Below are 26,496 nucleotides of genomic sequence, written 5' to 3' on the forward strand. Positions count from 1 at the left end.
CCGGGGAATCTTTTAGAAATGCCCCCGGGATTTATAAAAAAGACTATCTTTGCAATTCATCAGATGATATGACGAATGGAATATTCACCCTTAAATAAGGCCTCGTTGGCCGAGACGATCGCCCAAAAATTGCAGGAAAGAATCATTTCGGGGAAATACCTGGTAGGAGAAAAACTACCTACCGAACCGGAACTGATGGATCTTTTCGGCGTCGGTCGCTCTTCCATCCGCGAGGCGATCAGGATCTTGGTAAATACTGGTTATATCATCGTAAAACAAGGTAGCGGCACTTATGTAAAAACGAATACGGCGCCAAACGACCTATCGAAACGCTTGCAACTCGCTGCACTGCAAGATTTAGTGGAAGTGCGCCAATGGCTGGAAGTAAAGATCGCGGAAAAAGCGGCCAAGGAAAGATCCCCCAAGGATATTCTCCAGATGCAGGAAGCCTTGCAACGCCGTTGGGAGTTTGCCCAGGCCGGCGAGGTTCAAGCCTGTATTTCGGCAGATATTCAATTCCATAGCGCGATCGCGGTCGCCGCAAAAAATGCTATCACCTTGGAACTATACCGTACAATCGCGCAACATATCCAACAAAACTTCACGGATCTGTACCACGATACATCGACTTTCTTAGAAACCCAGCAATTGCACCAAGCCTTACTAGATGCCATCATTGCCCAAGACCAGGAAAGAGCTTGGCATTGTGCCAGGGAAATTACCGGCCATATGCAAGAATATAAATTTCGTAACAACATAGAACACTAATGATTTAAACCGTACTGAACCATGCAAACAACATTACAGGAGGATCAAAAGGTAGCGGCCCAAGAAGCGGCCAAGCAAACCGTTTTTTCTATCCTTATCATGCTTAGTTTCACCCACTTATTGAACGATACTATCCAATCGTTGATCCCTTCGATTTACCCGATACTGAAAGATTCCCTGCAATTGTCATTTACCCAGGTAGGGTTAATCACCCTAACTTACCAGCTTACTGCTTCGATCCTACAACCGGTCGTGGGTTTATATACGGACAAGCACCCGCAACCCTATTCATTAGCGATAGGGATGAGCTTTACATTGCTGGGAATAGTATGTTTATCTTTTGCACATAATTTCCCATTCGTGCTATTATCCGTTGCCCTGGTAGGGGTAGGCTCTTCCGTTTTCCACCCCGAAGCCTCTCGCTTGGCATATATGTCATCCGGCGGACGTCACGGGATGGCGCAATCTTTATTCCAAGTGGGAGGTAACGCGGGAAGCTCCCTAGGACCGTTGTTAGCAGCTTGGATCATCGTTCCACTAGGGCAGGTTTCCGTTTTATTCTTTTCCGCGGCAGCCTTGATAGCCATCGGGGTAATGCTCTATATAAGTAAATGGTACAAACAAAACATCCATCATTTGCGCCCGAAACCGAAGGTAAAAAGCTTGCAAACCGGGAACGATCTACCCAGGAAGACCGTGGCTATTTCGATAGGAATCTTATTATTCCTGATATTTTCGAAATATTTCTACATGGCCAGTATGACGAGTTATTACACCTTTTACCTGATCGATAAATTCGGCGTATCGGTACAATCAGCACAGGTATACCTATTCGTATTCTTATTCGCGATTGCCGCCGGCACCTTTATAGGCGGCCCGGTAGGCGACAAGATCGGCCGTAAATACGTTATCTGGATTTCTATACTCGGCGTTGCCCCGTTTACATTACTCTTACCTTACGCAAGTTTAGGCTGGACCGTAGTACTTAGCGTATGCATCGGCGTCATTTTATCATCGGCCTTCTCAGCGATCCTGGTATATGCACAGGAGTTGATCCCCGGTAAAGTCGGCATGATTGCAGGATTATTTTTCGGATTAGCCTTTGGAATGGGAGGAATCGGTTCCGCGGTAATTGGTAAACTGGCAGATGCAACCAGTATCGAGTATGTTTACAAGGTATGCTCTTATTTACCCTTACTGGGATTACTTACAATGTTCCTTCCCAATTTAGAAAAGCATAAGGTTAAGGGTTGATTACGAAACTCATAATCCATCAGAGATCTTAACGATCATTCAAAAAGGTTTCGAACAATGATGTTCGAAACCTTTTTAACCTCAAACATCAACACAAAATTCTAATCCCGAATTTCAGGAACAGCTCCCATAAAATGCCCGCGATCCTTTTAATTCCCCGAAAACTGGAAGGTTGATTATCCAAGATCCTTCCGGGAACAATTACTTAGCCTAACAAACAATTTTCATTCTTAATTTTTCTTACGGAGTTGCGAGAGTTCCTGTTGCAATGATTTATTTGCAACTTGCAGGGTTTGTAAAGCTTGCTGTAAAGAATTTTTTTCTGCGGTTAACAAATCACATAATTCTTCCAGTTCATATTTCTTCTCCATGACCCTGTAGTATTTGACCCGGTAATTAACTTCCTTGGGAGGGGCTTCCACATTGGGTTCTGCAACCATTTCATTCGGTGTCTCAAAGTGATCCATACTGATACCAAGTGTATCGCAGATTTGCAGCAACATGGCCGACTCGAAAATAGTAGTTTGAAACAGTTCGTAAATCTTTTGCCGGGTAACACCGAGCCTTTTGGCAAAACGGGTTTTGTTGAAACCCATCTTATCCAACATTTCCAATAAACGCTTTCCATGATGAAATTGATAATGTACCGGTTTTCCACCCTGTTGCAAGCCGTAAAATTCATTCGGATCAGTTTCCAGCTTCTCCAAGAACTTTTCCAAGGTACTTCTTTTAATGGCCTCTTTCCTTAGGTGATATTGCGCCGACTGGTAAGAAAAGCCCATCAGTTTCCGAAAATCCACTACCGACATATTTTTCTTTTTCAGCAACTTGCGCAACAACAATCCCTCATGAACCCATGGCCCGGGTTGATGCAAGATGTTCATAGTTTACATTTTTAATAATTAAAACAAATACTTGTGCATTTTTAATTCGCAATATTAAACTATTTCTCACATATTGAGCATATAAAACTCAATCTTTTTTTACGCGCAACTACTTTGGCTAGTTTTTTGTTAAACTGATTATTAGATATTTGCAAGTAAATCGAAAAAGTAAACAATGACTTGTATGAAAAGATTCTTTAATGCCGCCATGGCTTTTGGTTTAATAATGGTCATCTTCGCCTCATGCGCTTCATCACAGGGTCCTTCTGTTGGTAGTGTGAAAAGGAGCTTAAAAGGTACCTGGGTGGTAAATAACATTAGCTTCGAAGGTATGCCCCAGAACATGAAAGTGACCACGGTTTTTAGCGGCATCCCCTACAAATGCTTGGAAGGTAGTGTTTGGACTTTCCCCCCAAATTATTACGGCTCTTATGCTATCAGCTCTACAGCCACCGATTGTAACCCGATGACTCAAAAAATCGTTTGGAGTAACCAGGTACAAAACGGTGCGGTATTCTTGCAGTTCAAAGAAATATATGAAGGCGAAAAAGCCAAAAATGTAACTGAAGGTTACCGGATGGAGATTTCCAATATGAGCGAAACCAGCATGACTTGGAAGGCCCCGGTGAATGTAAGTGGTCAAACTGCCTACGTTATCTACAATTTATCTAGGCAATAAATTTATTATATATTCAAACTTATTCAATGCAGCCAACCGCTTTACCACGGTTGGCTGTATCATTTTAATATAAGCGGTTTGAACTTGTTAATGGCATCTACCGCCGGGTTCCGGTGGGCGTTACAGCAATTTTTGCATTGGCATCAAACCGGGAATATCCCTTGAAAACGAAAACAACATCCTTATGTAAGTTTGCCATGGAATCCTGCAAGCCTATCCAGTCGATATGTTCTATCCAATGCCGGCCAATTTAATAATGAAGTTCCGGCAGATAAATCGTCCATAATTAGAGCTTTTGTGTATCTTTGCCATCCTTTATTGATATTAGAATTACACATGAAAGCATTTAATCTTTTTATAAAATACCGTTTACAAATCGGTATATTTTTATTGGTAGCCGGGATCGCGATGGGATTTTCACTCGGGTGGTGGGAAGCTTCTATCGTGTTATTTTTGGCAGCAGTTTGTATCGTGACGCATTATATGTTTGGCCCGATGCGCTTGGTGCAGGAAGCCGTTGAGTCAGGTGATGTTGATGCGGCCATGGCCATTATGAATAAAATCAAGTTCCCTAACTTGCTTTATAAACCCATCCGTTCGGTTTACTATTTCATGCAAAGTAACCTGGCGATGCAAAGCCAAGATTTTGACAAGGCCGAGGCTAATATCCGCCAAAGTATAAAATCCGGCAGCCCGATGAAAGAGATGGAGGGGATGCAATATTTCCAACTGGGAATGATTGCTTCTCAAAAAGGTGATTTGAAAGGCGCCGATCAAAACTTGAAACGCGCGCTAAAAATCGGGATGCCTGATAAGGAAAATAAAGCAGCAGCATTATTTGCACTGTGTAATATTGCTGCCAGCCGCCGCGACTTCAAGAGTGCAAAGGACTATTTACGCCGGGCCAAGGATTGCAGGCCTACAACCCCGCAAATCGTTGCTGAAATCAAGAAAATGGATAAGTCCCTTTCCAGGATGCCCGGTTGATCCAAAACTTGACCTCATTTTTTAAAATATTAAAAGGATGTTAGTATTAGAGCTAACATCCTTTTTTATTCTCAATGCTGTTTCTTAAATATATCGCCAAGATGCAGTTTAGTAGCGGATGAATTAAACAACTTATTCCCTGGTGAGTAATTTATCCAGGGCCTGTTTTAGATCATCCCATAAATACTCGGTATCTTCTAAACCGAAATAAATCCGTACCATTCTATGTTTCGGGTTTTCCCCATCAAACTCGCTAGGTAAAACGTTTGCACAAGAAGGGAATACCAAGGATTCATGCCCGCCCCAAGAAACCGCCATTAAGAAATGTTTCAAGGAGTTACAGAACAACTCGATCTTTGCAAGATCCCTTGTTTTGAGCTGAATCGTAACCAGGCCGCCTGCACCTTTCATTTGTTTTTTTGCCAAATCATACTGCGGAAAATCGGGATCGAAAGGAAAATATATCCGCTCGATGGCCGCATGTTCTTTTAACCTGGGAAAGATGAGCTGGGCAGATGTATCGCATTTCTTTAACCTTAATTCCAAGGTCCTAAGCCCGCGGATCAACAACCAAGCATTCATGGGAGCTATCGCACTGCCAACATTCAGGTATTCTGACTTGAATATCTTTTCCATCTTTTGCTTACTTCCTGTTAAAACACCCGCTACCACATCACTATGCCCCCCTATATATTTTGTGGCTGATTGTAAAGCCAGGTCTATACCCATACTGACCGGGGATTGGAATAAAGGTGAACAATGACTGTTATCTACGATAGATACGATATGATGTTCTTTTGCCCAATTAGCTACCGCTGTTAGATCCTGCAATTCGTACGTAAAAGAATTGGGCGTTTCCAAGTAAACCAAGGTGGTATTGGATTGCCTTGCCCGTTCGAAATTCTCGATATCCGTACCATCGATAAACGTTGTTTGTACACCGAAACGGGGCAGGATGATTTCAAACATATGCTTTGCCCAACTATATGGATCTCTTACCGAAACGATATGATCTCCATGTTTCACTTGTGACAAAATCGCTGCGAAGATCGCCCCTGCGCCGCTACTAAATACTAAAGCATCCTCGGCGCCATCCAGGGCAGCCAATTTCTTTCTCAAGATTTCCAGGGTCGGGTTCATACCCCGTGAATATAAAAATCCGCTATACTCATCCAGCATAAGCTGGCGCATCTCTTCAACTGTTTTAAATGCAAAGTTGCTACTTTGCACGATCGGGGGGGCTACAGCATTAAAGTACATCTCCCGATCTTCACCCAATTCATTAATAATGTATGATAAATCCATAAGCTCATTTTATTGCCTCAGCAATATGTCACGAATAATTAGACAAGCAACCTTAATTACCGTTTCAAATTAATTGTTGGTAATTTCCTCCCTGACTACCTTTTTAGCCCCAAAATATAATGGAAGCCCTACAAAGAAAATGCTCAAACCTATTAAGGCTCCTTTCCAATCTTGGATGAAAATATTTACAGTTACCATTAAATACACCAATACAAATATAAGTGTTGTATACGGGTATGATTTCATTTTATAAATCCCAAGCCCGTCCATAGACTTGGTTTTCCTTCGCAATACGAATATTGATGCCGCGGCGGATGCTAACCCGATCGTGTCGAAGAGCATCACGTATTTCAACATTTTATCGAAGGTGCCCAGGAAAAATATCACGATGATAATCAACGCGGTAAACACCGTTAAGGCTACTTGCTGCACCTGTGTTGCCGGGTTCACACGCATGAAAATAGCTGGCAAAACCCCATCTTCGGCCATTGCATAATACATGCGTGGGTTGCTAATCAAGTTCACATTAGCGTAGCCCATCACCGAGATAAACAATAATACCGAAGTAATCTTGAAGCCGCTTTCTCCGAAAAATGCCTGCATCATCCTCGAAGCTAAAGCATCGGTCGTTTTCAGTTGCTCGAAGCCAATCACTTTAATATATGCATAGTTGATCGTGAAATATGCCGTAATGATGATTGCCATGCCAATAAAAATGCCCTTGGGCATATTCCTGGCCGGCTCCTTGATGTCGCTTCCGAAGTTAATAGTTTGCTGGTACCCCCCGTAGGTAAAGAATACCGGCACCAAGGCGGCGCCAAACATGTATAACCAGTTATGACCGTTGTGTCCTGTTATAGATTCAACAGCTTTCGGCGCCTGGACATCCCCGACGAAGATCGTCATACACAATACCAACACCATTAATATCTTTATAACGGTTAGGATATTTTGCCAACTCGCACTCATGCGTATGCCGATCATATTTACCGTGTACAGTAGAGCTACTGTTCCAAAAGCAATTAATTTTAGACCGGCATTATTTTGCAGCGATGCCGGCAATAGTACCGGGCCAATGTATTCTGCCCCGATCATGCAAACCGCGGCCACCGAAGCTGCATTAGAGATCAATACCGTCCAGTTGATCATAAAAGCGTAAGCCGGGTGGTAACAGTAAGACATAACCTTGTAAAACCCACCGGCTTTGGGATAACGGGAGCCGATCTCTGCATAAGTCAAAGCCCCGCAAAGAGTTACGAAACCACCGATCACCCAAATCAGTAAAAATTGCCAAGGCTCATTTACTTCCCTGGAAACATTAATAGGTGTTCGGAATATTCCCATGCCTATCACAAGGCTCACCACGATCATGGTGAGATCGAATAATCCTAATTTGGGCTTGATGCTCATAGATTGTAAGATAATATTCAAAGATTAATTTTTATCGAAAATTTAAAATCCATCAAAATAGCGTAGGTTTGCCCTGTTATTGGTTGTGGAACAACACCCTAGTTGTCATCCACATTAAAAGGGAACACCGGTGCAAAACCGGGGCTATTCCCGTAGCTGTAATCCTGCCCCATTCATTTGGGGAATACATCCTTGGTATTCAAAGCCACTGTTTTCTTTGAAAATGGGAAGGCGCCACCGGATCAGGTAAGCCAGAAGACCTGCCAATTTCAACTACACACCACGCTTTCGGGAAAAAAGCGAGGATGTAAAGCCTTCCCGGCATTATATCTTTCATATTCCTGTTCCGTGGCATTTTTCAAGGATCGCTAAAAAATTATGCAAAAGAAGCAAATTATCCTCCCCCTCTTATTCTGGGGAGCCGGATTGTCTACAGCATTGGCGCAACATGGCCAACCGAAAGATTCAACCGCAACCAACCAGCTTAATACCGTCGTGGTAACCGCCGCCAAGTTCCCCAAGCAACTGTCGGAAACCGGTAAGGTTGTAACCGTAATTACAGCAGAAGATTTAAAAAGGAACAGTGGCAAAACTTTAAGCTCCATCCTTAATAACCAAGCTGGGATCGTTGTTAACGGCGCCGAAAACAACCTGGGCTCCAACCAGGAAGTTTATACCAGGGGCGCTTCCAGTGGCAATACTTTGATCCTGATCGATGGTATTCCACTTTACGATGCCTCTACCATTAATAATACGTTTGATATAAATTTTTTACCTGTCTCACAGATCGAAAGAATCGAGATACTAAAGGGCAGCCAATCAACTTTATACGGCTCTGATGCCACTGCCGGGGTAATTAATATTATCACCAAGAAAAATGCCGATAAACCTTTAGGCATATCCGGCCAGTTGGCTTACGGTAGTTACGATACTTACAACGCCAATGCGAACCTCGGCGGTCAAGCCGGGAAATGGTCTTACCAGGCCGGGTACAATTATCTCTCCAGCAAGGGATTTTCCAGCGCTTATGATTCCACCGGCAAACAAAATTTTGATAAGGATGGCTTTACCCGCAACCAGGGCTATGCAAGCATAGGTTTTAAACCTGGAGATAACTGGGAAATAAAAGGATTCGTCAATTATTCGAAATATACAACCGGCTTAGATGGCGGCGCATTCCTCGATCAAACCCGGAATAAACTACATAATAATACCTTGCTCGCAGGCATTAACAACCGTTATAATTTCAAGAAAGGTAGCTGGTTCTTTACATACAATTATCAAAAGAATGATCGCCACCAAATGAAAGATTCCGTTACGGAATTTGACTACTATTATTATGCAGATTATATCTCCAATACACATCAATTGGAAACTTATGTCAACTTCGATCTGACCAAGGAAGTACAGCTGATCGTGGGCGCTGATTACCGTACGTCTAATACGGACGAGCAATACAAGTCGGCATTTCCCATTACAGGCTTGGGTCCTGACAGTGCGCATATGAATCAATTCAGCCATTACGCTTCATTGTTCTTGCATAATCTCGGTGGTTTTACAATGGAAATCGGCGGCAGGTTCAATTACCATTCCGTTTATGGAAACAATCAAACGATTTCGTTCAACCCTGCATATGTTATCAACGATAAGCATAAGATTTTTGCCAATATATCCAGCGCTTATAAAACACCCACTTTATATCAATTATTTTCCGAGTTTGGAAACCGTAACCTAAACCCTGAATCTTCGTTAAACTATGAAGCAGGTTACCAAGGCTTTTATTCAAAAAAGATCAATTTCAGGGTTACAGGCTTTTTCCGGGAAGTTAAAAACTGGATCGATTTCTATTCCGGGATTTATCCGGAGCCAAGTTATTATGTAAATGCAGACAAACAGGAAATATACGGAGCCGAGATTGAAGGCAACTGGAATATAACGGATGACCTGCGTTTCAACTTGAATTACACGTACGTAAAAGGTAAAACTATTGATAAAGACAGCACCTACAACAATTTGTTCCGCAGGCCGGAACATGCATTAAATGCAGGTTTAGGTTACCAGGTCAATGATCAACTTTTCCTTTCCCTGGTAGGTAAATGGTATAGCAAGCGCTGGGAGAAGCAGTATAATGCACCTTCCGTTCCATTGAAAAGTTATTATACGGTAGATGTATACGCATCTTATCAAATCAATAAACATCTCAACCTTTTCGTTGACGCCCGCAATATCACCGATCAAGAATATTTTGATATCTGGGGATATAATAACAGGAAATTCAATGTCAACGGCGGATTACAATTTAATTTTTAATATACACATATAATAATCACATGATGGAAAACAAGAAAATTAACCCGAGAACAGGTTTATTAGTACTCTTCATCCTGATTGTAGGAACCCTGAGAGTGCTTAATAGCGGTGAGCTTACCCCCTTTTCTAATTTCACACCGATCGGTGCAATGGCCCTGTTTGGCGGCGCTTATTTTTCGGACAAATGGAAGGCTTACCTGTTTCCTTTATTGGCTTTATGGCTAAGCGATGTTGTAATGATGCAGTTTGTTTATAAATCTGATTTAAGTGGATTGTTATACCGGGGCTGGTATTACAACTATATTGCATTTGCCGGCATGGTGCTTATCGGCCAATGGATACATAAAATTACCGTCATGAAATTTATCCTGGGTGCGGTTGGCGCCGCATTATTTCACTGGATCGTATCTGACTTCGGTGTATGGATGTCAGGCGGCACCAACATCCTTACCGGTCAACCATTTACGAGGGATTTCAACGGTTATTTGCAATGCTTGGACCTGGCGATTCCATATTTGCAAAGAATGTTACTTGGAAATATTATGTACGGGGCCATCATGTTTGGAACTTACGAACTCATCAAACGTAAATATCCAACACTGGCATACGCGAATGCATAGGCGCAGCGTGTCTCCATCCATATTTCCGGGTATTTTATGTTCCCGCCAATATTGCTAATAAATCCTGATCCCGCTATGCCAAACATATATTGCCATAGCGGGATTTTCATATCAACAAATCCTTTGAAAATGATTTGCTCTTCATTTTTACCGGCAGCTACCCAAATGATCTACGATATGGGATTATCCCATCACCTGCAAGGGGTTACATTTGAATGTCCACCCGTTGCAAAAGGGCAACCTGCTATTGTTAGATGCGTGCTTGAAGGGTTCCAATATTCAAGTACGGAGATAGACCGTATCTTTTCTGCCTCCAAAGCACAGGGAAAAAGTTTATACTTCGTAGACGAGCCGCTTCTTGCCAAAATTGCACCTAGTATCATCTTCACGCAAGATGTCTGCGAGGTTTGCCAAATCGATACACGCTGTACCCAACAGGCCATAGATGCTTTACCCCAAAAACCAGAAATCGTTACGCTTTCACCGGACAACCTCGATGACGTTTTTCAATGCGCGGTTGATATCGCCCAAGCCCTTGGGGAAGAGTCTGCTGCTTTTCATTACCTTGCAAAGTTGCAATCAAGAATTGATGGCATTATCGATACATTACGGCAGCACCGGGCAAAGCTCAAAAGGGTAATGCTGATGGAATGGATGCACCCGGTTTATAATTGCGGGCATTGGATCCCGATGCAAATTGCCTACGCTGGCGGGGTGGATATGCTGTCTAACCCCGGCGGGGATTCCATTGTCACTTCCTGGGAAAAAATAAAGAAGTATAACCCCGAGATACTAGTAATAGCTCCTTGCGGGTTCATGATTGATAGGAGTATGGAAGAAATTCACCTGCTAACCGGGCTCGATGGTTGGAAGCAATTGAAAGCCGTGCAGGATAATAAGGTTTACCTGGCAGATTACGATTTGTTTACACAACCCAGCGCCAGCACATTGGTGGATGGTATTAGCGTATTATCACATATCTTCCACCCGGAGATATGCGAAATACCCAATCGCCTGTTAACAAAATTTAAACATCTTCCCCAAGAAATAGAAGTTTTTATATGATACATTTTATTACCGGTGGCGCCAGGTCAGGTAAAAGTAGTTACGCGCAAAATTGTGCCCTGGAACTGGATACAAACCCCGTATACGTTGCCACAGCAAAAATTTGGGATAAAGAATTTGAACAAAGGGTCAAAAGACACCAAGCAGATCGTACCGAAGAATGGACTAACTACGAGGAAACACTATATCTAAGTAAGTTACCTTTAAATGGGAAAACAGTTGTGATCGATTGCGTTACCTTATGGTTGACAAATTTCTTTTTACATCACGAACAGGATATTGAATGTTGTTTGAAGGAATTTAAAAAAGAAATAGATCAATTATTAAATTATCAAGGAAATATATTCATCGTAAGCAACGAAATCGGCATGGGCGTTCACGCGGAAACAGAAGTGGGGCGAAAGTTCACGGACCTGCAAGGGTTTGCTAATCAATATGTAGCTTCGAAAGCCACTTCCGTTACATTGATGGTTTCAGGTATCCCTATGAAGATCAAGGGGCAATGACTTTAGCAGAACATAAACACAAAATATGTTATTTAATATATCAACACCTGGAGTAGAGATACAAGCAGCCTTACAGGATAAAATAAATCAGAAAACAAAACCTATCGGGGCTCTCGGCAAATTAGAAAATATTGCCTTGCAAGTAGGGTGCATTCAACAAAGCTTAAATCCACAGGTAAGGAAACCCTGTATCTTGGTCTTTGCTGCCGATCACGGCATAGCGGCTGAAGGGGTTGTTAATCCTTATCCCCAGTCGGTAACTGCTCAAATGGTGTATAATTTTATTGAGGGTGGTGCGGCAATCAATGTATTTACACATTTGCATCAAATCGATCTGAAAGTTATCGATGCCGGGGTAGCGCATCATTTTGATCCGGGCTTACCTATCACGCATGCTAAGCTTGCGTATGGCACCAAGAATTACCGGCATGAGCCTGCCATGAGCAAAGATGAATGCGTATCTGCCATTCAAAAAGGAGCGGAGCTGGCCAGGGAGATGGCGCTTAAAGGCAGCAATACCATAGGGTTCGGAGAAATGGGGATCGGCAATACTTCCGCGGCTTCCCTGTTGATGTCGGCGCTTTGCCATGAAGATATTGAAACTTGTACCGGAGCAGGGACGAGCCATACAGGCGAGATATTACAACAAAAGATTACCGTGTTAAAAGAAGTGCAATCTAAACATGCCGAGATAAACGGTACGCTTGATATATTAGCTACCTTCGGCGGCTTTGAAATTGCTATGATGGTAGGCGCCATGCTAGCTGCCGCAGAACAAAAAATGATCTTGGTAATAGATGGATTTATCGTCAGCACGGCTTTATTAGTAGCCAGTAAATTATTCCCTGGCGTATTACATTATTGCATATACGCGCATACATCCGATGAAAAAGGTCACCGGGTACTATTGGATTATCTCGGGGCAGAGCCTTTATTACAGTTAAATATGCGTTTAGGTGAAGGTACCGGCGCTGCTTTGGCGATTCCATTAATCCAATCGGCAGTGGCATTCTTAAACCAAATGAGCAGCTTTGAAAGCGCAAAAATTTCGAACATACCCGCATGAAAAAAGAGTTCCATTATTTCCTTACGGCCCTGATGTACTATACGCGCATCCCCGTGCCCCTGAATATCGGGCATGGAACAGAAATGTTGAATAAAGCGACCCGCTATTTCCCGTTGATCGGTTATATAATTGCTACAATCGTAGGCGCAACTTTCTACTTGGCCCAGTTGGTATTGCCACAAACCGTCTCCATTATATTGGGAATAGCGGCCGGCATATTTGCTACCGGCGCTTTCCATGAAGATGGTTTTGCCGACACCTGCGACGGTTTCGGCGGGGGCTGGACGAAGTCCAAGATACTCGATATCATGAAAGACAGCAGGGTTGGCACCTTTGGGATGGTAGGACTATCGCTGGTGCTCTTATTAAAGCTTTTTTCGTTAACATCGATGCCTTGGCAATTAGTCATAATGGCTGTGTTTGTGGCACATCCGCTGAGCAGGTGGTTAGCATTAACCGTGGTGTACAGCATGCAGTATGTCCGGGAAAATGAGGACAGCAAAGCGAAGCCCATCGCGAAAGGAATGACTCACTTGGAATTTACCTTTGCTTCTTTTTTCGCATTCTTGCCATTAGCGGCCATGATTTATTATTTTAATTGCCCTGCATTATTACTAGTCATGGTGCCTTTATTCTTGGCCAGGTGGTATTTTGTAAGGTTAATGCGTAAATGGATCGGTGGCTATACCGGCGATTGCCTCGGGGCTTTACAACAAGCGGCTGAAACCATTATTTACCTATTTTTTTGTTACAAAGGATGGCAATTTATTTTATAAGGCATACGGCCCCGCAAATTGAAAAAGGAATATGCTACGGGCAAAGTGATATCCCGTTGGCAGCGACATTCGATCAAGAAGCGGTAGCGATACAAAGGAAAATACCGGGAAAGATTGTGCTTGCGTATTCAAGCCCACTGCTTAGATGTCGCAAGTTAGCAAGTATTTTAACAGGCGGACAATATGTTATAGATAACCGTTTACTGGAATTGAATTTCGGTGACTGGGAGTTAATGGCATGGGACCAAGTTCCTTCACAAGATTTGCAGGCCTGGATGAACGATTTCGTTTCCCAGGCCACACCAAAAGGGGAATCTTATTTAAATTTATTTGAAAGAACCATTGATTTCTGGCAATCCATAGAGCAACTCGGCAAACAAGAAAACATTCTCGTAATAACCCATGGCGGGGTGATCCGGGCTATACAGGCATATATAAATAGCATCCCGCTGGAAGATTCATTCTCCTTCAAAATCAACTATGGCCATATTTGCAAATTAAGTTATGGGAATAACTACTGGCAACATACCGATTGTTAAAAAGACAACATAATCAATATCAACACATTAAATAATATAATATAATCCGCTACAACCCCAAGCCGGATTTTCCTATCTTTACTACAACAGTCAATTATTTATACCCAAATACTATGAATGTATTCTTAAAGACGCTCGTCTTTGGACTAACTATCTATGCGAACAACATTTCAAGGGTAAATGCCCCGGGGAAAGATGAAAACGTTGTTATTAAAAACAAGGTAGAAAAGTACCAGTTTACCTTTGGCGACAAAAATGCACCTGTTGTAGTGAACCAGGAAGACATGGTTACCTATCAATGTAATGATTTCAGAACTTCTATTGGTTATGCCGAATTTTATGATGCACAGAGTGCAATTACTTCGATAAAAGCTAGGGTTAACGGGAAAAAGTTCGGTGTAAAACCGGTTCACCAAGCCTATTCTGTCGATGGTTTCTTTTATTCAGATGCTAAAGTTTGCCTGTTCGAGCTTCCGTTGAATGAAAAAGGAAGTGAAAGCAGCGTTGAATTATCAAAGGTGATTTATGATCCGCGGTATTTAACGTCCATCTATTTTAGCGAAGGCTATTTCACCAAGGTAAAACAAATTGTGCTGGTAATCCCTAGTTGGATGCATGTTGATATCAAGGAAATGAATTTTGATAAGGGCAAGATCACCAAAAGCGTACAAAGGGATAGCAAAAACGATAGCAAGATTATTACTTATACAGCGAAGAATGTAAAAGCCAGGACATCGGAAGCATATGCGCCTGGTCCTTCATATATTTACCCTCACCTGCTCATATGCTCCCAATTTGCTGAAACAAAAGATGGCAAAGTCAATTATTTCAATTCTACTGACGATCAATATGCCTGGTACAGATCCCTCGTCAAGATGATGAAATCAGGCGATCCCAGCGTGGCAGAAGCTGCCAAAAAAATTACGGCCGGGGCCAATAGCCCTACGGAAAAGGCAAAAAAAGTTTTGAATTGGGTACAAGATAACATCCGTTACATCGCGTTCGAAGACGGCATCGCGGGATTCAAACCCGACAACGCGCATGATGTCTTGAGTAAGAAATATGGCGATTGTAAAGGCATGGCCAACCTCACGAAAGAATTATTATCGGCCTCCGGGCTAGATGCCCGCCTCTGCTGGATAGGCACCAATCATATAGCATATGATTATTCCATCCCTTCCCTTGCGGTTGATAATCACATGATATGCGCCGTAAAAATTGATGGCAAATTTCACTTCCTCGATGGCACGGAATCATATATCGGCTTTGACCAGTATGCCGAACGCATCCAAGGTAGGCAAGTAATGATTGAAGACGGCGATCATTATATATTAGAACATATACCCCTGAGGACTTTAGAGCAAAACCAGGTCATTGAAAAAAGACAACTGGCAATAAAGGGCAACGATATCGTGGGAACCGTGAACCTGGAGTATACCGGCGAAGCTATGGAGAGTTTATTAACAGGCATTCACAGCACTGAAAAACAAGACACGGAGAAATCGTTAACAGAATTCCTTTCTGAAAGCGATAAGAAATGTGAAATCAAGCAATTGAAAACTTCCGACTTGAAAGATTGGAATCAAGATTTAACGATCAACTACGATGTAAAACACCAAGATGCCGTCACCCAATTTGACAAAGAGATGTACTTGGAAATTGATTTCAGGAAAGAATTTAAGAACTTGATCATAGATACTACGAAGCGCGAAACAGATTTCATTTTCAACTTCAAAAGAATTTTAATCCACGAAACCAGTTTAGAACTACCGCCGGGCTACCAAGTGCAAAATACCCCGGCGCCAGTTAACATTGACCGGGATCAATATAGCTTTGTATCGGTATATAAATCTTCCGGCAACCAATTAATTTACACCAAGTGCATAAAAATAAAAGATACGCATCTTCCTATATCAGCGATGAAACAATGGAATGCAGATCTCAAGCAATTGACCGATCAATATAACAACCAAGTTACCCTAGTTAAAAAATAACAACCTATTATATGCGTAATAAATTATTTAAAGGAGTTTTACTATTAATCTGCGCCCTTAACACCTATCACCTGGCCTTTTCTCAATCTAAAGAAGAGCTGAAATACAAGGAACTGGCTGAAAAGACGAGGAAAGAAATTTGGTCCTGGAATGATGCTATCTACAAAAACTACCATGTTCCTGAGAAATATGAAAAAGAGTCTTCGGTAATCCTGTACAGATCTATCGTTGCTAAAGCGGACCGCCGTTCCGGGGGGATTAAATCTGTGCCGTACTACAATCATATCTTGAGGGAGGCGGTTAAAATACAAGACAAGGCAGCCCTAGATGAATATTCCAAGCTTAGCTACACCCAGTTTATAGATCAATCAAGGGGTAGGAAAATGCGGAATACCATCTTGGGAGTTCGCATTATAAAACCGGATGGAAAAATTGAAGATGTGAATGTTGATGAAGCCGTGTTATTGGACGAAGACAACCGTAAAAGCAAGAAAAAGTTAGCCATCCCGGGGTTGGAAGTGGGAGATGTAATAGATTATTTTATTTGGGATATGAATGAAACTATAGGCATCGGCACACCCGGCAATGCACCATTTACCAAGCAGTATAATACGGAACAGGAATCCATCATTTTTGGAACTGCTACACCGGTTCTTAATTACAGGATACACTTCGACATCCAAAAAAGCTTCGGTCTCTCATACCGTTTAATGAACGGGGCGCCGGATTTCAAAGTAAAAGATAAAGGCGACAGCCACGAGATGGATATTTTGATTACTGATGTACCCAAATTACCACTGACCTTGTGGATGTCCATTCTACAACAAGTGCCGTGCATCAGGCTTTCCATTGGACTGCCATCAAAAACATTCGTAAATGTTGACAAGGAAATACGGGCTGGTGAAATAGTGAAAGTTGTCCCTGGCGCAAACTTCCAGAAGATTGTTAAAGATGCTGTTTTGCACCATGAAGGTCGCAGCGCCATGGTAAAAGCGCTTCCCAGCTTTAAGGCCATGTTGCGCAAGATAAAATCTTACCGCAAAGAACATCGAGATGCCGACAATGATGAATTAGCGACCTATGCATATTACCTGGCGAGGTTTTATTTCCTATATTCCGTTAATCCTAATGATAAGATCGTAGTAGACTTTCAAAGAAATAAGTTCCAGTTTACAGATGATGTATTCTTCGTGGCCTTTCTTTCCAGGTTATTGGAAGAGGCCGGCGTGATGACCAAGTTCGTAATGGCCGTTTCAAAGTATGGTCCACAAGCAGATCAAACTTATACAGCTAGCGATTACAGCATCTTATTGATGAGCACCGGCCCATCCCCGGTTTTCTTTTCATCCCCGAATATGTTTACCGAACCGGGCATCCCATCCTACTTGCAAGGACAAAAAGCAAGTACTTTTTCTTACTATAAAAAGTCGACAGAAGATGATCTAATACTACCGCTCAGTACTTATAAGGATAATATCAAGACAGAAAAATATGATATCAGTATTGACCCCGGAATGGAATCCTTAGTATTTAACCGGGTAAGCAGTATTGATGGTGCAGGCAAAGAATCTGCCCAACGCGATCTTCTCCTTTTTGAAGACATCTATGATGACGAGCGAATACTCTTGAAGGAAATAAGCTTCATGACAGGATTAGTGGAAGGGAAACGAACGATCAAACTTTATACAGAATACAAAAATGCATTTTCGAAAGCGAGGAAAGAAAGGGAGGAATGGATGGCAGATGAGGTGGAAGGAGAAATCGGGATCAAACCGAAAGATGTAACCGGCTTCAAGATCAAATCTACCGGAATGCGTGATCGGAAAGGTAAGGAAAGTGAATTAAACTATGTAAGCCAATTCAAAGTAGATGGCCTATTAAAAAAAGCAGGTAATAATTATATCCTGGAGGTAGGTAAGATCATCGGGGGACAATTAGAAATCAAAAATGAAGATAGATCTAGGAACCAGGATATCTTCCAGCCATATGCAAGAACATTTGAATATGATATCGCGATCAGCATCCCCGGGGGGTACCAGTTAGAAGGAGTCGATAAACTCAATGGAAGTGTTGACAAGGGCGCGGCGGCATTTACCACGAGCGCCAAAATTGAGAACGGGAAGCTGTACTTAAAAGTTCAAAAAATCTACAAAAATGTATTTGACAGGAGTAGTACCTGGGGCGAATACCTATCGGTTTTGGATGCAGCCAACGATTTCCAGAACCAAAAATTACTTTTAAGGAAAAGCTGAAAGCAGGTTGCAGTTAATAACAATAAATTTATATAGAAATTTGTGCTTGAAATCAAAATATGCTTTACCTTTGCTGCAAAGCAATATATAAGAATGTTCATGTTACGCAATTGTATGTCATATAAGATAACATCCAAGAAACTGCAAAAGCAGCAGGAGAAGGGTGTATTGCGGGCATGTTATCATCTCAGTTAACGAGTATAAGTTATCAAAAGATATAACGAAAAGGTCCCGCAAACGAAAAGTTTCGGGACCTTTTTCATTTGATGATGAATAGATTATATACAACGAAAGATAAGCCAATGCTGCAATTAGGGCAATCGATAAAGATCTCTAAGTGCAAGATGGGAAAGTATTGTATGTACAATCCCAACCGGAAGCGGTATGTATTTATGTAAGCGAGAAGTTTAACATTTTTACAACCCGTTCCGGTACAACCCGGAACGGGTTTTGTTTTTTAAGAGCAATTTTAAAATGGTAAAATATAAATCAACATATAATATGATCCCCAATAATCAATATACAATGAGACATGTAGTACAAATTGTTAAAGAAGCCTTAGTAGCCAATTTCCAGGAACTGGACCGATATTTTGAAAAAGATCGGGTGATGTTGCATTTCAAACCATCCCGCGAACACTGGAACGTTCGCGAGGTGTTAGAACATGTCAGCCTAACAAATTATTTTTTATTATTGATCATCAATAAAGCGACCAGGCGGGCATTGGATCGTAAGCAAGATGGTATTATGCTGCACCCACCGGAAGGCTATCATCTGAAATTTAAAGAAATTGATGTGATCGGTAGCAAATCCTTCGGCTGGATCAATCCAGATTTTCTCGAACCTACGGGAGGGAAATCCTTCGAAGAAATCCGCCGCCAATTGAAACAACAGTTCGCACAATGCATGTATAACCTTTCCATGTTAAAAAATGGGGAAGGACAACTCGTACAAATCCGGATGAGCGTGCATCATTTAGGTAAATTAGATATCTATCAATATATCTATTTCCTAACCAAGCATATTGAAAGGCATATCCGCCAGATTCAAAAATTGGAACAACAGTTCGAACAACAAGCAATATTGATCTAGCATACCGGGTTTTGCCAGACCGGTTTTGCCAGGCCAGTTTTGTCAGGCAGGGCTTTGTCAGGCAGGGCTCGCGAGCCCTGCCCACAGCAAATTCCAATCATCCGGGAAGATGCCCTGCCCACAGCAAATTCCGATCATCCGGGAAGATTGCCCTGCCCACAGCAAATTCCATTCATCTGGGAAGATGCCCTGCCCACAGCAAATTTCAATCATCCGGGAAGATTGCCCTGCCCACAGCAAATTCCAATCATCCGGGAAGATTGCCCTGCCCACAGCAAATTCCAATCATCCGGGAAGATTGCCCACAGCAATCATCTGGGAAGATTCAGAAATATTTTAACAAAATATTATAATATTAGAATTAATATTCGTATATTTGCTAAGTCAAAAAACAATAAAACAATTTAAAATGAAACCGCAACTAAACATAAACACATTACATATCGCCGGGGCACCGGATCGATATTTTGTGTATGGGCGAGCGGGCCATTTCATGTATACTATTTAAAATACTATCAAGTAAATTCAATAAAATACAGAGCCCGCTCACAAGAGCGGGCTTTTTTATTTAGCCTATGCAGCTTCAGCAGCACATAGATACATTGAACAGGGTTAGTAATAAAATACATAACAGGTATCAAGATACCTGGCTGGGAAAGGTATGCTTCAGCCCATACCCAAACAGTGTCAGAGCCATTTATATATAATTGGTAATATACCAAGTATGTATAATCCCGGCTCGTACAAGCCGGGATTTTTTTGTTAACCCCAATCACCTTGGGAGAGGTGCAACCACAGTATCATTTAACCTAACTGTATGATGCAGCATTGCAAATTGCAATGCCGCACCTCTCCCCATTAAAAATTAAAATATGCTTATTTTATTTGACATGTAAATATTATCCAACTCAATCAAAAAGGCAGACCGTTATATCGCGCTGCCCCTATTGATCCCAATATTTTCTAAAAAGGACGCATAGGATATAAGCCTGTGCCCGCAAAAGGCGGGCAGGGCAGCCTATGCCGTAAATCCAGCAAAATGGACAATTTATTTGAACGAACGCGGCTCGTTACAGAAAGCAGCCAACTGTTCGATTCTGACTATATAAGGCCTAAGGAACTGTATTTGGCTATAAATAAAAGGATTCCTTCCATCTACGTGGTTAACAGGTTACAAATTGACAAGGCCATTCAAAAGTTTAAAAAAATTTATGATCATGATATTCAATATTCTTTTAATTATCATTCTGATCTTCATCATCAAGGAAAGTTTTCTTTAGAATATGCAGGATTTTGGTTGAAGAATGGATGTTTGATTTACTTTGAATATAATTATTGTACTATTTTATTTGACGATGAAATGGTCACGGGGGAATACTTGCAAATGATCACTGCTGCCTTAAAGACTTGTAAGGAGAAAATCAAAAGCAAGAAAAGCGCTATCAACATCCTTACCATCTCCAACGGTAAATACCAGTTTACCGAGTTAGAAATCACGAAGACAAATTTGTCAATACAATTATATTACGAAGATGAATTTGTCGCAGTTGATAAAACCATTATCCAGCGACTGAATCGTCAAAATGATAAGGGAATCGTATTATTGCACGGTTTACCCGGCACCGGTAAAACCACGTACTTAAGGCACTTGGTTGCGAGGCTGAAGAAAAGGGTGATTTATCTTTCTTCCAATTTTGCCCATGCATTGACGGATCCCGAATTTGCGAAACTACTGATACATTATCCTAATTCCGTTTTAGTGATCGAAGATGCAGAGAACTTGCTAGTGGATCGAAAATTGAACCCAAACTCACCGATCTCAGATTTATTAAACTTATCTGACGGTATTTTGGCCGATTGTTTACGTACGCAAATAGTTTGCACATTTAATACCGATCTTTGTAATATCGATCCGGCGGTACTTAGGGAAGGGCGTTTAATTGCGCAATATTATTTTGGCCCTTTACCTGAATCAAAAGCCCAGCAGTTGTTAAATCATTTAGAAAAAACAACAATTGCTAGTGGCCCAATGACCTTAGCCGAAATATTCAATAATGAACCGGCTACTAAAAAACATGTACAAAGAAAAGTGGGGTTTCAATTACCCTATATAAATTAAACTTATGAAAGATGAATTGATTAATGGTAATGACTTAATAGCATTGGGATATCCCGCCAATGCGGTGATGAAGGAATGTAAAATCATCTTGGAAACACATTTATCAACATTACCTAAAGAGCAAGCTTTAGAAAAATTCAAATTAGTCTTGGAAGATACCCAAGCATTTACTGAGGACGATATTTGGAAAAATGTAGCGAAAATTTTACTATCCAAACCCGCCAAAGTAATTATTGAACTGAAAGATCTAAGCAAATCCGGAACTTATAATATTTTCGGCCAGGAATATATTGAGCCGGGCGCCAAGCAACAAATGCAGCTAGCTATGCGTTTGCCTATCACGCATTCTGGCGCGCTAATGCCTGATGCACACCAAGGCTACGGCTTACCTATCGGTGGCGTATTGGCCACCGATAATGCGGTGATTCCCTACGGTGTGGGTGTGGATATCGGTTGTAGAATGTGTTTAAGCATCTTGGATATCCCGTTATATCATTTTGATGAAAATGCTTCTAAGTTCAAGCGTGAATTAATCGCACATACCGTTTTCGGCGCCGGGGCGCCCAGGTTAAAAAACAGGGCAGATCATGCCGTTCTTCACGATCCCGCATTCGACCAAGTTCCGTTTTTAAAACAACTCCAGGAAAAGGCGGCCATGCAGTTAGGGACCTCCGGCAGTGGCAACCATTTTGTTGAATGGGGAATCGTCAAAATCCAGGATGAACAAAATGAATGGAACTTACCAACCGGGAAATATGTCGGTATTTTATCGCATTCAGGTTCCAGGGGTTTGGGTGCGCAGGTAGCCGGGCATTATACCAAGTTGGCAGAGAAATTATGTTCATTGCCACAAGAGGTCAAAAGATTGGCTTATTTGTCATTGGATAGCCAAGAAGGTCAGGAATACTGGTTGGCGATGGAATTAGCCGGAAATTATGCGTCAGCCTGCCATCATGATATCCATCAACGGCTGGTAGAAGCCACGGGCGCGGAAGTATTGGCACGGGTTGAAAACCATCACAACTTTGCATGGAAAGAACAACATGGCGGTAAGGATTTAATTGTTCATCGGAAGGGTGCTACACCCGCCGGGAAAGGGGTATTGGGAATTATTCCCGGTTCTATGACTGCTCCTGGTTTTATCGTGAAAGGAAGGGGGCTGGCAACAGCCTTGGATTCTGCATCGCACGGCGCCGGTAGGCTTATGTCAAGAAAACAGGCGCTCATTAAGAACAATTGGAATGAACTGCGCAGCATGTTGAAGGATCATAATGTCACCTTGATCGGCGCCGGGTTGGATGAAGCCCCTACTGCTTACAAGAATATCAACCAGGTGATGCAGGCGCAGTCTGAATTGGTCGATATTGTCGGGACGTTCAAACCACGTATTGTCCGGATGGCAGACGCGTAGACGGGGATCGTTGGGATCCCGGCAGATTAATGTACAATGGGCTCGCTGCCAGCAATGGGCTCGCTGGTAGCAATGGGCTTGCTGGTAGCAATGGGCTCGCGAGCCCATTTTTCATAATCATACGCGTATATAAATTTTCTTTTTATCTAACACATATCCCAGCAACCAGAACAATAATACATGGGCAATAGCAAAAAACAATGATCCATTCATATCTCCGGCCCACGATTGAAAACCGTATTTATAAATCCAGCTATATAAATTCATGCCCGGTTCCGGCCTTATTAGGAAATATGTTTTCACTAATACGCCGGACATTACGTATATGAATAACGGGTTCTTTCCAAATACTTCGAAAAATTGAAAACCCTTTTTCCATTGCTGTATTTCTATTGCATACATCAATAAGGTGAGTAACAATATTGCCAAACCAACGGTTACTAGAACATAGGAGCTGGTCCATATCTTTTTATTTACCGGGAAGAACATTCCCCAGAAATACCCTACAACGACGAGCGCCACACCTGCTAGCAACAATTTGGTTAATGAACTGCCGTTAACACCATTTTTCTTGATAAATACCCCTACGAGATACCCGATCAACACGTTACAAACAGCCGGTAAGGTACTTAGCAAACCTTCCGGATCGAAGGCCACACCTTCGCCGTGATACATGTGGTTCTCACCTAGAATTGCTTTATCAATAAAAATCCCGGCATTGCCTTGCATGCTATAAGGATCTCCTTGCCCGAAAAGTGACAGTATTAACCAATACCCTAGCATAAGCACTACGCTCGCAACCAGGGCACCCTTTTCCTTAGCAAAATGGATAATCAATCCCGCGATTCCATAACATAAGGCAATTCTCTGCAAAACGCCCATAATACGGAGATGCCCCAAGGATTTAGCAACCAATTCACCCTGGTCATTATAACTGATAAAAGGATACCAGTTCAATAACAAACCGATAATAAAAATGAGGGCAGTTCTTTTCAATATTTTCTGAATCGCCGCAGAATTGCCAAGGGCTTCATATTTGGGCAATGCAAAACTCATAGCATTCCCGACAGCAAATAAGAAAAAAGGGAACACCAGGTCGGTAGGTGTCAGGCCATGCCATTCAGCATGGTGGAACGGGGGATAAACGAATTTCCAGCTACCGGGGTTATTCACCAATATCATCAATGCAACAGTCAAGCCTCTGAATACGTCCAGGGAGAGGAATCGTTTTTGTTGATTTAAGAGCATATCGTGGATTCTTTACAGGTAAAATAGAAAAATAATCCAGCAAGTAAAAGCACTCTACAACAAAGAAGCAATAAAAAGCCCGTATCTCCTTGATATTGAGAGATACGGGCCGAGTATTTTAAGCTATATTTAAGCTAACTCGCTTAACTCCAGCCAGCGGAGTCCTTTTTCATCCAACAGGTTTATGACTTCACCGATACGGCGGGAAGCGGCATCCATTTGTTCGTATGACAAATTACCATTAGCCAATTGTTGATCTAATTCCTTTTTCTCAATTTCCAATTGTTCCAATTCCTTTTCCAATCGTTCCATTTCCATCTTTTCCTTGAAGCTCATCTTTTTCGGCTTATTCTCATTTGCCGTTTTAGGTGGCGTTTCCTGGATCTTCTCTTTCTCCTTCCTAGCTTCATCTTTCAACTTTTCCTGGTCCTTTTCCCATTCCCTATACTGGGTATAGTTGCCGGGGAAATCCCTCACTTCACCTTTTCCTTCAAAAACGAACAAGTGATCTACCAACTTATCCATAAAATAGCGGTCATGGCTCACGATGAGGATACAACCTTGGTAATTCAATAAAAAGTCTTCCAAGATGCTCAAGGTGGGCAAATCGAGGTCATTCGTAGGTTCATCCAGCACTAGGAAGTTCGGGTTCCGGAAGAGGATCGATAATAAGTGCAAACGCCTTCTTTCACCGCCACTAAGTTTCGAGATATAAGTATATTGTTTTTCGGCGGGGAATAAGAATAATTCCAGGAACTGCGCGGCGCTGACCTTGGTACCATCAGCCAAAGGGAAATTTTCCGCGATTCCTTTTACAAATTCAATGACGCGCATATCTTCCTTTACCTGCAAGCCTTCTTGCGAATAATTTCCGAAGATGACCGTTTCACCAACATTAATTTTGCCACTGTCCGGCTGTTCGCTACCTAGCAGCATTTTCAAGAAAGTAGATTTACCCACACCGTTTTTCCCAACGATACCTATCCGTTCGCCTTTCTTAAACGTATAATCAAAGCCTTTCAGGATTTGGAGGTCGCCGTACGACTTGTATACTTTCTTCATCTCGATAATCTTTCCACCGAGACGGGACATTTTTACATTCAGTTCCAGTTGCTGATCCTGGATACGGGTTTGCGCTTTTTTCTCTACCTCGTAGAAATTATCCTGGCGGGATTTAGATTTGGTAGTCCTGGCCTTTGGTTGCTTACGCATCCATTCCAGTTCTTTCCGGTAAGTGTTCCTTGCTTTTTCTATGCTGGCCACATCCATCTCTTCGCGCGTAGCCTTCCTTTCTAGGTAATTTTCATAATCACCTTTATAGATAAACAATTGTCCTTTATCCAGCTCCATAATTTCATTACAAACGCTATCCAGGAAATATCGATCGTGGGTAACGAGCAGCAAGGTCACCTTTTCTTGATCGAGGAAATGCTCTAACCACTCGATCATGCTTACATCCAGGTGGTTGGTAGGTTCATCCATGATCAACAAGGTATGCTTATGTTCAAAACCGATATCGATAAGCACTTTGGCCAGGGCCACCCTTTTTTGCTGGCCACCCGATAAGGTACCTACCTCTTGATCGAGGTGATGGATATTCAATTTACCGAGGATCTGCTTTACCTTGGAGTCAAAATGCCAGGCATTCAGTTCATCCATTTGGGCGATGGCCTTCATCAATTGATCAGGATCCGGCTCGCCGGCATCTTCATCGGTCAAGCGTTCATAATTCTTTATGGCAGAAAACACCGGGTTATCCTGGTCAAAAATATTTTCAAGTATAGACTTGTGGGGAACAAAATCATGATTTTGTTCCAGCATCACCACCGTTACGTCTTTATGGATCCATACCTTACCATCATCAGGCATTTCCTTACCCAATAAAATTTTCAACAAAGTAGATTTACCAGAGCCATTCAGGGCCACCAGGGCTATTTTGTCGCCCTCCTCGATATGGAAAGAAATATTTTCAAACAGTGGCGTTACGCCATAGGCTTTCGTTAAGCCTTCAACCGTTACATAATGCATGGGGCGAAGTTAATAATGATTTTCAATTCGAAGACAAGGGGGCGCGATAATCGGTCACCCCTGATGAAATTTTAACAAAAGCAGTATCATTAGTTAATATTTTTTCGTATATTCATTGAAGAATGCTTTTGTATGAAGTGAAATTGGCCACAACTATTGAGAACCCGTACAGCCCAGATCTAA

The 26,496-nt window shown here is 42.0% G+C and carries 22 protein-coding genes and 1 riboswitch; of the genes, 16 read left to right on the plus strand and 6 right to left on the minus strand.

Features of this window, described 5'->3' with window-relative positions:
• The first annotated feature begins 75 nt into the window (after positions 1-75).
• Positions 76-768: a FadR/GntR family transcriptional regulator gene (locus COR50_RS03010; RefSeq protein ID WP_098192608.1), complete on the plus strand. Its 693-nt coding sequence runs from the start codon at positions 76-78 to the stop codon at positions 766-768.
• 21 nt (positions 769-789) lie between these two features.
• Complete coding sequence (locus COR50_RS03015) at positions 790-2,022, plus strand: MFS transporter (RefSeq protein WP_098192609.1); 1,233 nt, start codon at positions 790-792, stop codon at positions 2,020-2,022.
• Between the two features lie 230 nt (positions 2,023-2,252).
• Here COR50_RS03015 and COR50_RS03020 read toward each other — a convergent pair whose 3' ends face one another.
• The gene (locus tag COR50_RS03020) at positions 2,253-2,906 is read right to left on the minus strand and encodes a helix-turn-helix domain-containing protein (RefSeq protein ID WP_098192610.1); all 654 of its coding nucleotides are present in this window, start codon (positions 2,904-2,906) and stop codon (positions 2,253-2,255) included.
• Between the two features lie 184 nt (positions 2,907-3,090).
• On the opposite strand from COR50_RS03020, the gene COR50_RS03025 reads away from it, so the two are divergent.
• On the plus strand, positions 3,091-3,585 hold the full coding sequence (locus COR50_RS03025; protein WP_157760599.1) for a lipocalin family protein: 495 nt from the start codon (positions 3,091-3,093) through the stop codon (positions 3,583-3,585).
• A gap of 336 nt (positions 3,586-3,921) precedes the next feature.
• On the plus strand, positions 3,922-4,572 hold the full coding sequence (locus tag COR50_RS03030; protein WP_098192612.1) for a tetratricopeptide repeat protein: 651 nt from the start codon (positions 3,922-3,924) through the stop codon (positions 4,570-4,572).
• 132 nt (positions 4,573-4,704) lie between these two features.
• Here the strand turns inward: COR50_RS03030 and COR50_RS03035 are convergent, their stop codons facing one another.
• Together COR50_RS03035 and COR50_RS03040 are read right to left on the minus strand one after the other, a co-directional pair.
• A complete protein-coding gene (locus COR50_RS03035; RefSeq protein ID WP_098192613.1) occupies positions 4,705-5,877 on the minus strand; it encodes a trans-sulfuration enzyme family protein in 1,173 nt (390 codons plus the stop codon).
• Between the two features lie 69 nt (positions 5,878-5,946).
• Positions 5,947-7,287 carry an APC family permease gene (locus COR50_RS03040; RefSeq protein ID WP_098192614.1) on the minus strand — a complete coding sequence of 447 codons (1,341 nt, stop codon included), beginning with the start codon at positions 7,285-7,287 and terminating at the stop codon, positions 5,947-5,949.
• Positions 7,288-7,350: 63 nt separating this feature from the next.
• Positions 7,351-7,569: riboswitch (cobalamin riboswitch) on the plus strand.
• A 96-nt stretch (positions 7,570-7,665) separates the two neighbouring features.
• Here COR50_RS03040 and COR50_RS03045 point away from each other — a divergent pair.
• The 10 genes from COR50_RS03045 (at position 7,666) to COR50_RS03090 (ending at position 19,507) form a co-directional block, all read left to right on the plus strand.
• Positions 7,666-9,597, plus strand: coding sequence for a TonB-dependent receptor plug domain-containing protein (locus COR50_RS03045; RefSeq protein WP_098192615.1), 1,932 nt, complete (start codon positions 7,666-7,668; stop codon positions 9,595-9,597).
• Positions 9,598-9,617: 20 nt separating this feature from the next.
• Positions 9,618-10,217, plus strand: a complete 600-nt coding sequence (locus COR50_RS03050) for a DUF6580 family putative transport protein (RefSeq protein WP_098192616.1) — start codon at positions 9,618-9,620, stop codon at positions 10,215-10,217.
• Between the two features lie 129 nt (positions 10,218-10,346).
• Positions 10,347-11,282: an ABC transporter substrate-binding protein gene (locus COR50_RS03055; protein ID WP_198405766.1), complete on the plus strand. Its 936-nt coding sequence runs from the start codon at positions 10,347-10,349 to the stop codon at positions 11,280-11,282.
• Positions 11,279-11,788: a bifunctional adenosylcobinamide kinase/adenosylcobinamide-phosphate guanylyltransferase gene (gene cobU, locus COR50_RS03060; protein ID WP_098192617.1), complete on the plus strand. Its 510-nt coding sequence runs from the start codon at positions 11,279-11,281 to the stop codon at positions 11,786-11,788. Before COR50_RS03055 ends, cobU begins: the two co-directional genes overlap by 4 nt.
• Positions 11,789-11,813: 25 nt before the next feature.
• Positions 11,814-12,854 carry a nicotinate-nucleotide--dimethylbenzimidazole phosphoribosyltransferase gene (gene cobT, locus COR50_RS03065; protein WP_098192618.1) on the plus strand — a complete coding sequence of 347 codons (1,041 nt, stop codon included), beginning with the start codon at positions 11,814-11,816 and terminating at the stop codon, positions 12,852-12,854.
• On the plus strand, positions 12,851-13,630 hold the full coding sequence (locus tag COR50_RS03070; RefSeq protein ID WP_098192619.1) for an adenosylcobinamide-GDP ribazoletransferase: 780 nt from the start codon (positions 12,851-12,853) through the stop codon (positions 13,628-13,630). The genes cobT and COR50_RS03070 overlap by 4 nt, the downstream gene beginning before the upstream one ends.
• Entirely contained in the window at positions 13,612-14,169 is a 558-nt protein-coding gene (cobC, locus tag COR50_RS03075; protein WP_098192620.1) for an alpha-ribazole phosphatase, read from the plus strand. Before COR50_RS03070 ends, cobC begins: the two co-directional genes overlap by 19 nt.
• A gap of 113 nt (positions 14,170-14,282) precedes the next feature.
• On the plus strand, positions 14,283-16,163 hold the full coding sequence (locus COR50_RS03080) for a transglutaminase-like domain-containing protein (protein WP_098192621.1): 1,881 nt from the start codon (positions 14,283-14,285) through the stop codon (positions 16,161-16,163).
• 11 nt (positions 16,164-16,174) lie between these two features.
• Positions 16,175-18,415, plus strand: a complete 2,241-nt coding sequence (locus COR50_RS03085; protein WP_098192622.1) for a DUF3857 domain-containing protein — start codon at positions 16,175-16,177, stop codon at positions 18,413-18,415.
• 525 nt (positions 18,416-18,940) lie between these two features.
• Positions 18,941-19,507 carry a DinB family protein gene (locus tag COR50_RS03090; protein WP_157760601.1) on the plus strand — a complete coding sequence of 189 codons (567 nt, stop codon included), beginning with the start codon at positions 18,941-18,943 and terminating at the stop codon, positions 19,505-19,507.
• A gap of 57 nt (positions 19,508-19,564) precedes the next feature.
• On the opposite strand, the gene COR50_RS03095 is transcribed toward COR50_RS03090, so the two are convergent.
• Entirely contained in the window at positions 19,565-19,792 is a 228-nt protein-coding gene (locus COR50_RS03095; protein WP_098192624.1) for a hypothetical protein, read from the minus strand.
• Positions 19,793-20,546: 754 nt separating this feature from the next.
• Here COR50_RS03095 and COR50_RS03105 point away from each other — a divergent pair.
• Entirely contained in the window at positions 20,547-21,626 is a 1,080-nt protein-coding gene (locus tag COR50_RS03105; RefSeq protein ID WP_098192626.1) for an AAA family ATPase, read from the plus strand.
• A 4-nt stretch (positions 21,627-21,630) separates the two neighbouring features.
• A complete protein-coding gene (locus COR50_RS03110) occupies positions 21,631-23,037 on the plus strand; it encodes an RtcB family protein (RefSeq protein ID WP_098192627.1) in 1,407 nt (468 codons plus the stop codon).
• A 117-nt stretch (positions 23,038-23,154) separates the two neighbouring features.
• Here COR50_RS03110 and COR50_RS03115 read toward each other — a convergent pair whose 3' ends face one another.
• Both COR50_RS03115 and COR50_RS03120 read right to left on the minus strand, forming a co-directional pair.
• Complete coding sequence (locus tag COR50_RS03115; protein WP_098192628.1) at positions 23,155-24,285, minus strand: acyltransferase family protein; 1,131 nt, start codon at positions 24,283-24,285, stop codon at positions 23,155-23,157.
• Positions 24,286-24,414: 129 nt separating this feature from the next.
• Complete coding sequence (locus COR50_RS03120) at positions 24,415-26,313, minus strand: ABC-F family ATP-binding cassette domain-containing protein (protein ID WP_098192629.1); 1,899 nt, start codon at positions 26,311-26,313, stop codon at positions 24,415-24,417.
• Positions 26,314-26,496 lie beyond the last annotated feature (183 nt).

It is taken from the genome of Chitinophaga caeni (assembly GCF_002557795.1).
Lineage (GTDB): Bacteria > Bacteroidota > Bacteroidia > Chitinophagales > Chitinophagaceae > Chitinophaga > Chitinophaga caeni.

Coding starts and splice junctions, on each gene's coding strand:
- COR50_RS03010 (WP_098192608.1), top strand. CDS start 76: ATGGAATATTCACCCTTAAATAAGGCCTCGTTGGCCGAGACGATCGCC.
- COR50_RS03015 (WP_098192609.1), top strand. CDS start 790: ATGCAAACAACATTACAGGAGGATCAAAAGGTAGCGGCCCAAGAAGCG.
- COR50_RS03020 (WP_098192610.1), bottom strand. CDS start 2,906: ATGAACATCTTGCATCAACCCGGGCCATGGGTTCATGAGGGATTGTTG.
- COR50_RS03025 (WP_157760599.1), top strand. CDS start 3,091: ATGAAAAGATTCTTTAATGCCGCCATGGCTTTTGGTTTAATAATGGTC.
- COR50_RS03030 (WP_098192612.1), top strand. CDS start 3,922: ATGAAAGCATTTAATCTTTTTATAAAATACCGTTTACAAATCGGTATA.
- COR50_RS03035 (WP_098192613.1), bottom strand. CDS start 5,877: ATGGATTTATCATACATTATTAATGAATTGGGTGAAGATCGGGAGATG.
- COR50_RS03040 (WP_098192614.1), bottom strand. CDS start 7,287: ATGAGCATCAAGCCCAAATTAGGATTATTCGATCTCACCATGATCGTG.
- COR50_RS03045 (WP_098192615.1), top strand. CDS start 7,666: ATGCAAAAGAAGCAAATTATCCTCCCCCTCTTATTCTGGGGAGCCGGA.
- COR50_RS03050 (WP_098192616.1), top strand. CDS start 9,618: ATGATGGAAAACAAGAAAATTAACCCGAGAACAGGTTTATTAGTACTC.
- COR50_RS03055 (WP_198405766.1), top strand. CDS start 10,347: ATGATTTGCTCTTCATTTTTACCGGCAGCTACCCAAATGATCTACGAT.
- cobU (WP_098192617.1), top strand. CDS start 11,279: ATGATACATTTTATTACCGGTGGCGCCAGGTCAGGTAAAAGTAGTTAC.
- cobT (WP_098192618.1), top strand. CDS start 11,814: ATGTTATTTAATATATCAACACCTGGAGTAGAGATACAAGCAGCCTTA.
- COR50_RS03070 (WP_098192619.1), top strand. CDS start 12,851: ATGAAAAAAGAGTTCCATTATTTCCTTACGGCCCTGATGTACTATACG.
- cobC (WP_098192620.1), top strand. CDS start 13,612: ATGGCAATTTATTTTATAAGGCATACGGCCCCGCAAATTGAAAAAGGA.
- COR50_RS03080 (WP_098192621.1), top strand. CDS start 14,283: ATGAATGTATTCTTAAAGACGCTCGTCTTTGGACTAACTATCTATGCG.
- COR50_RS03085 (WP_098192622.1), top strand. CDS start 16,175: ATGCGTAATAAATTATTTAAAGGAGTTTTACTATTAATCTGCGCCCTT.
- COR50_RS03090 (WP_157760601.1), top strand. CDS start 18,941: ATGAGACATGTAGTACAAATTGTTAAAGAAGCCTTAGTAGCCAATTTC.
- COR50_RS03105 (WP_098192626.1), top strand. CDS start 20,547: ATGGACAATTTATTTGAACGAACGCGGCTCGTTACAGAAAGCAGCCAA.
- COR50_RS03110 (WP_098192627.1), top strand. CDS start 21,631: ATGAAAGATGAATTGATTAATGGTAATGACTTAATAGCATTGGGATAT.
- COR50_RS03115 (WP_098192628.1), bottom strand. CDS start 24,285: ATGCTCTTAAATCAACAAAAACGATTCCTCTCCCTGGACGTATTCAGA.
- COR50_RS03120 (WP_098192629.1), bottom strand. CDS start 26,313: ATGCATTATGTAACGGTTGAAGGCTTAACGAAAGCCTATGGCGTAACG.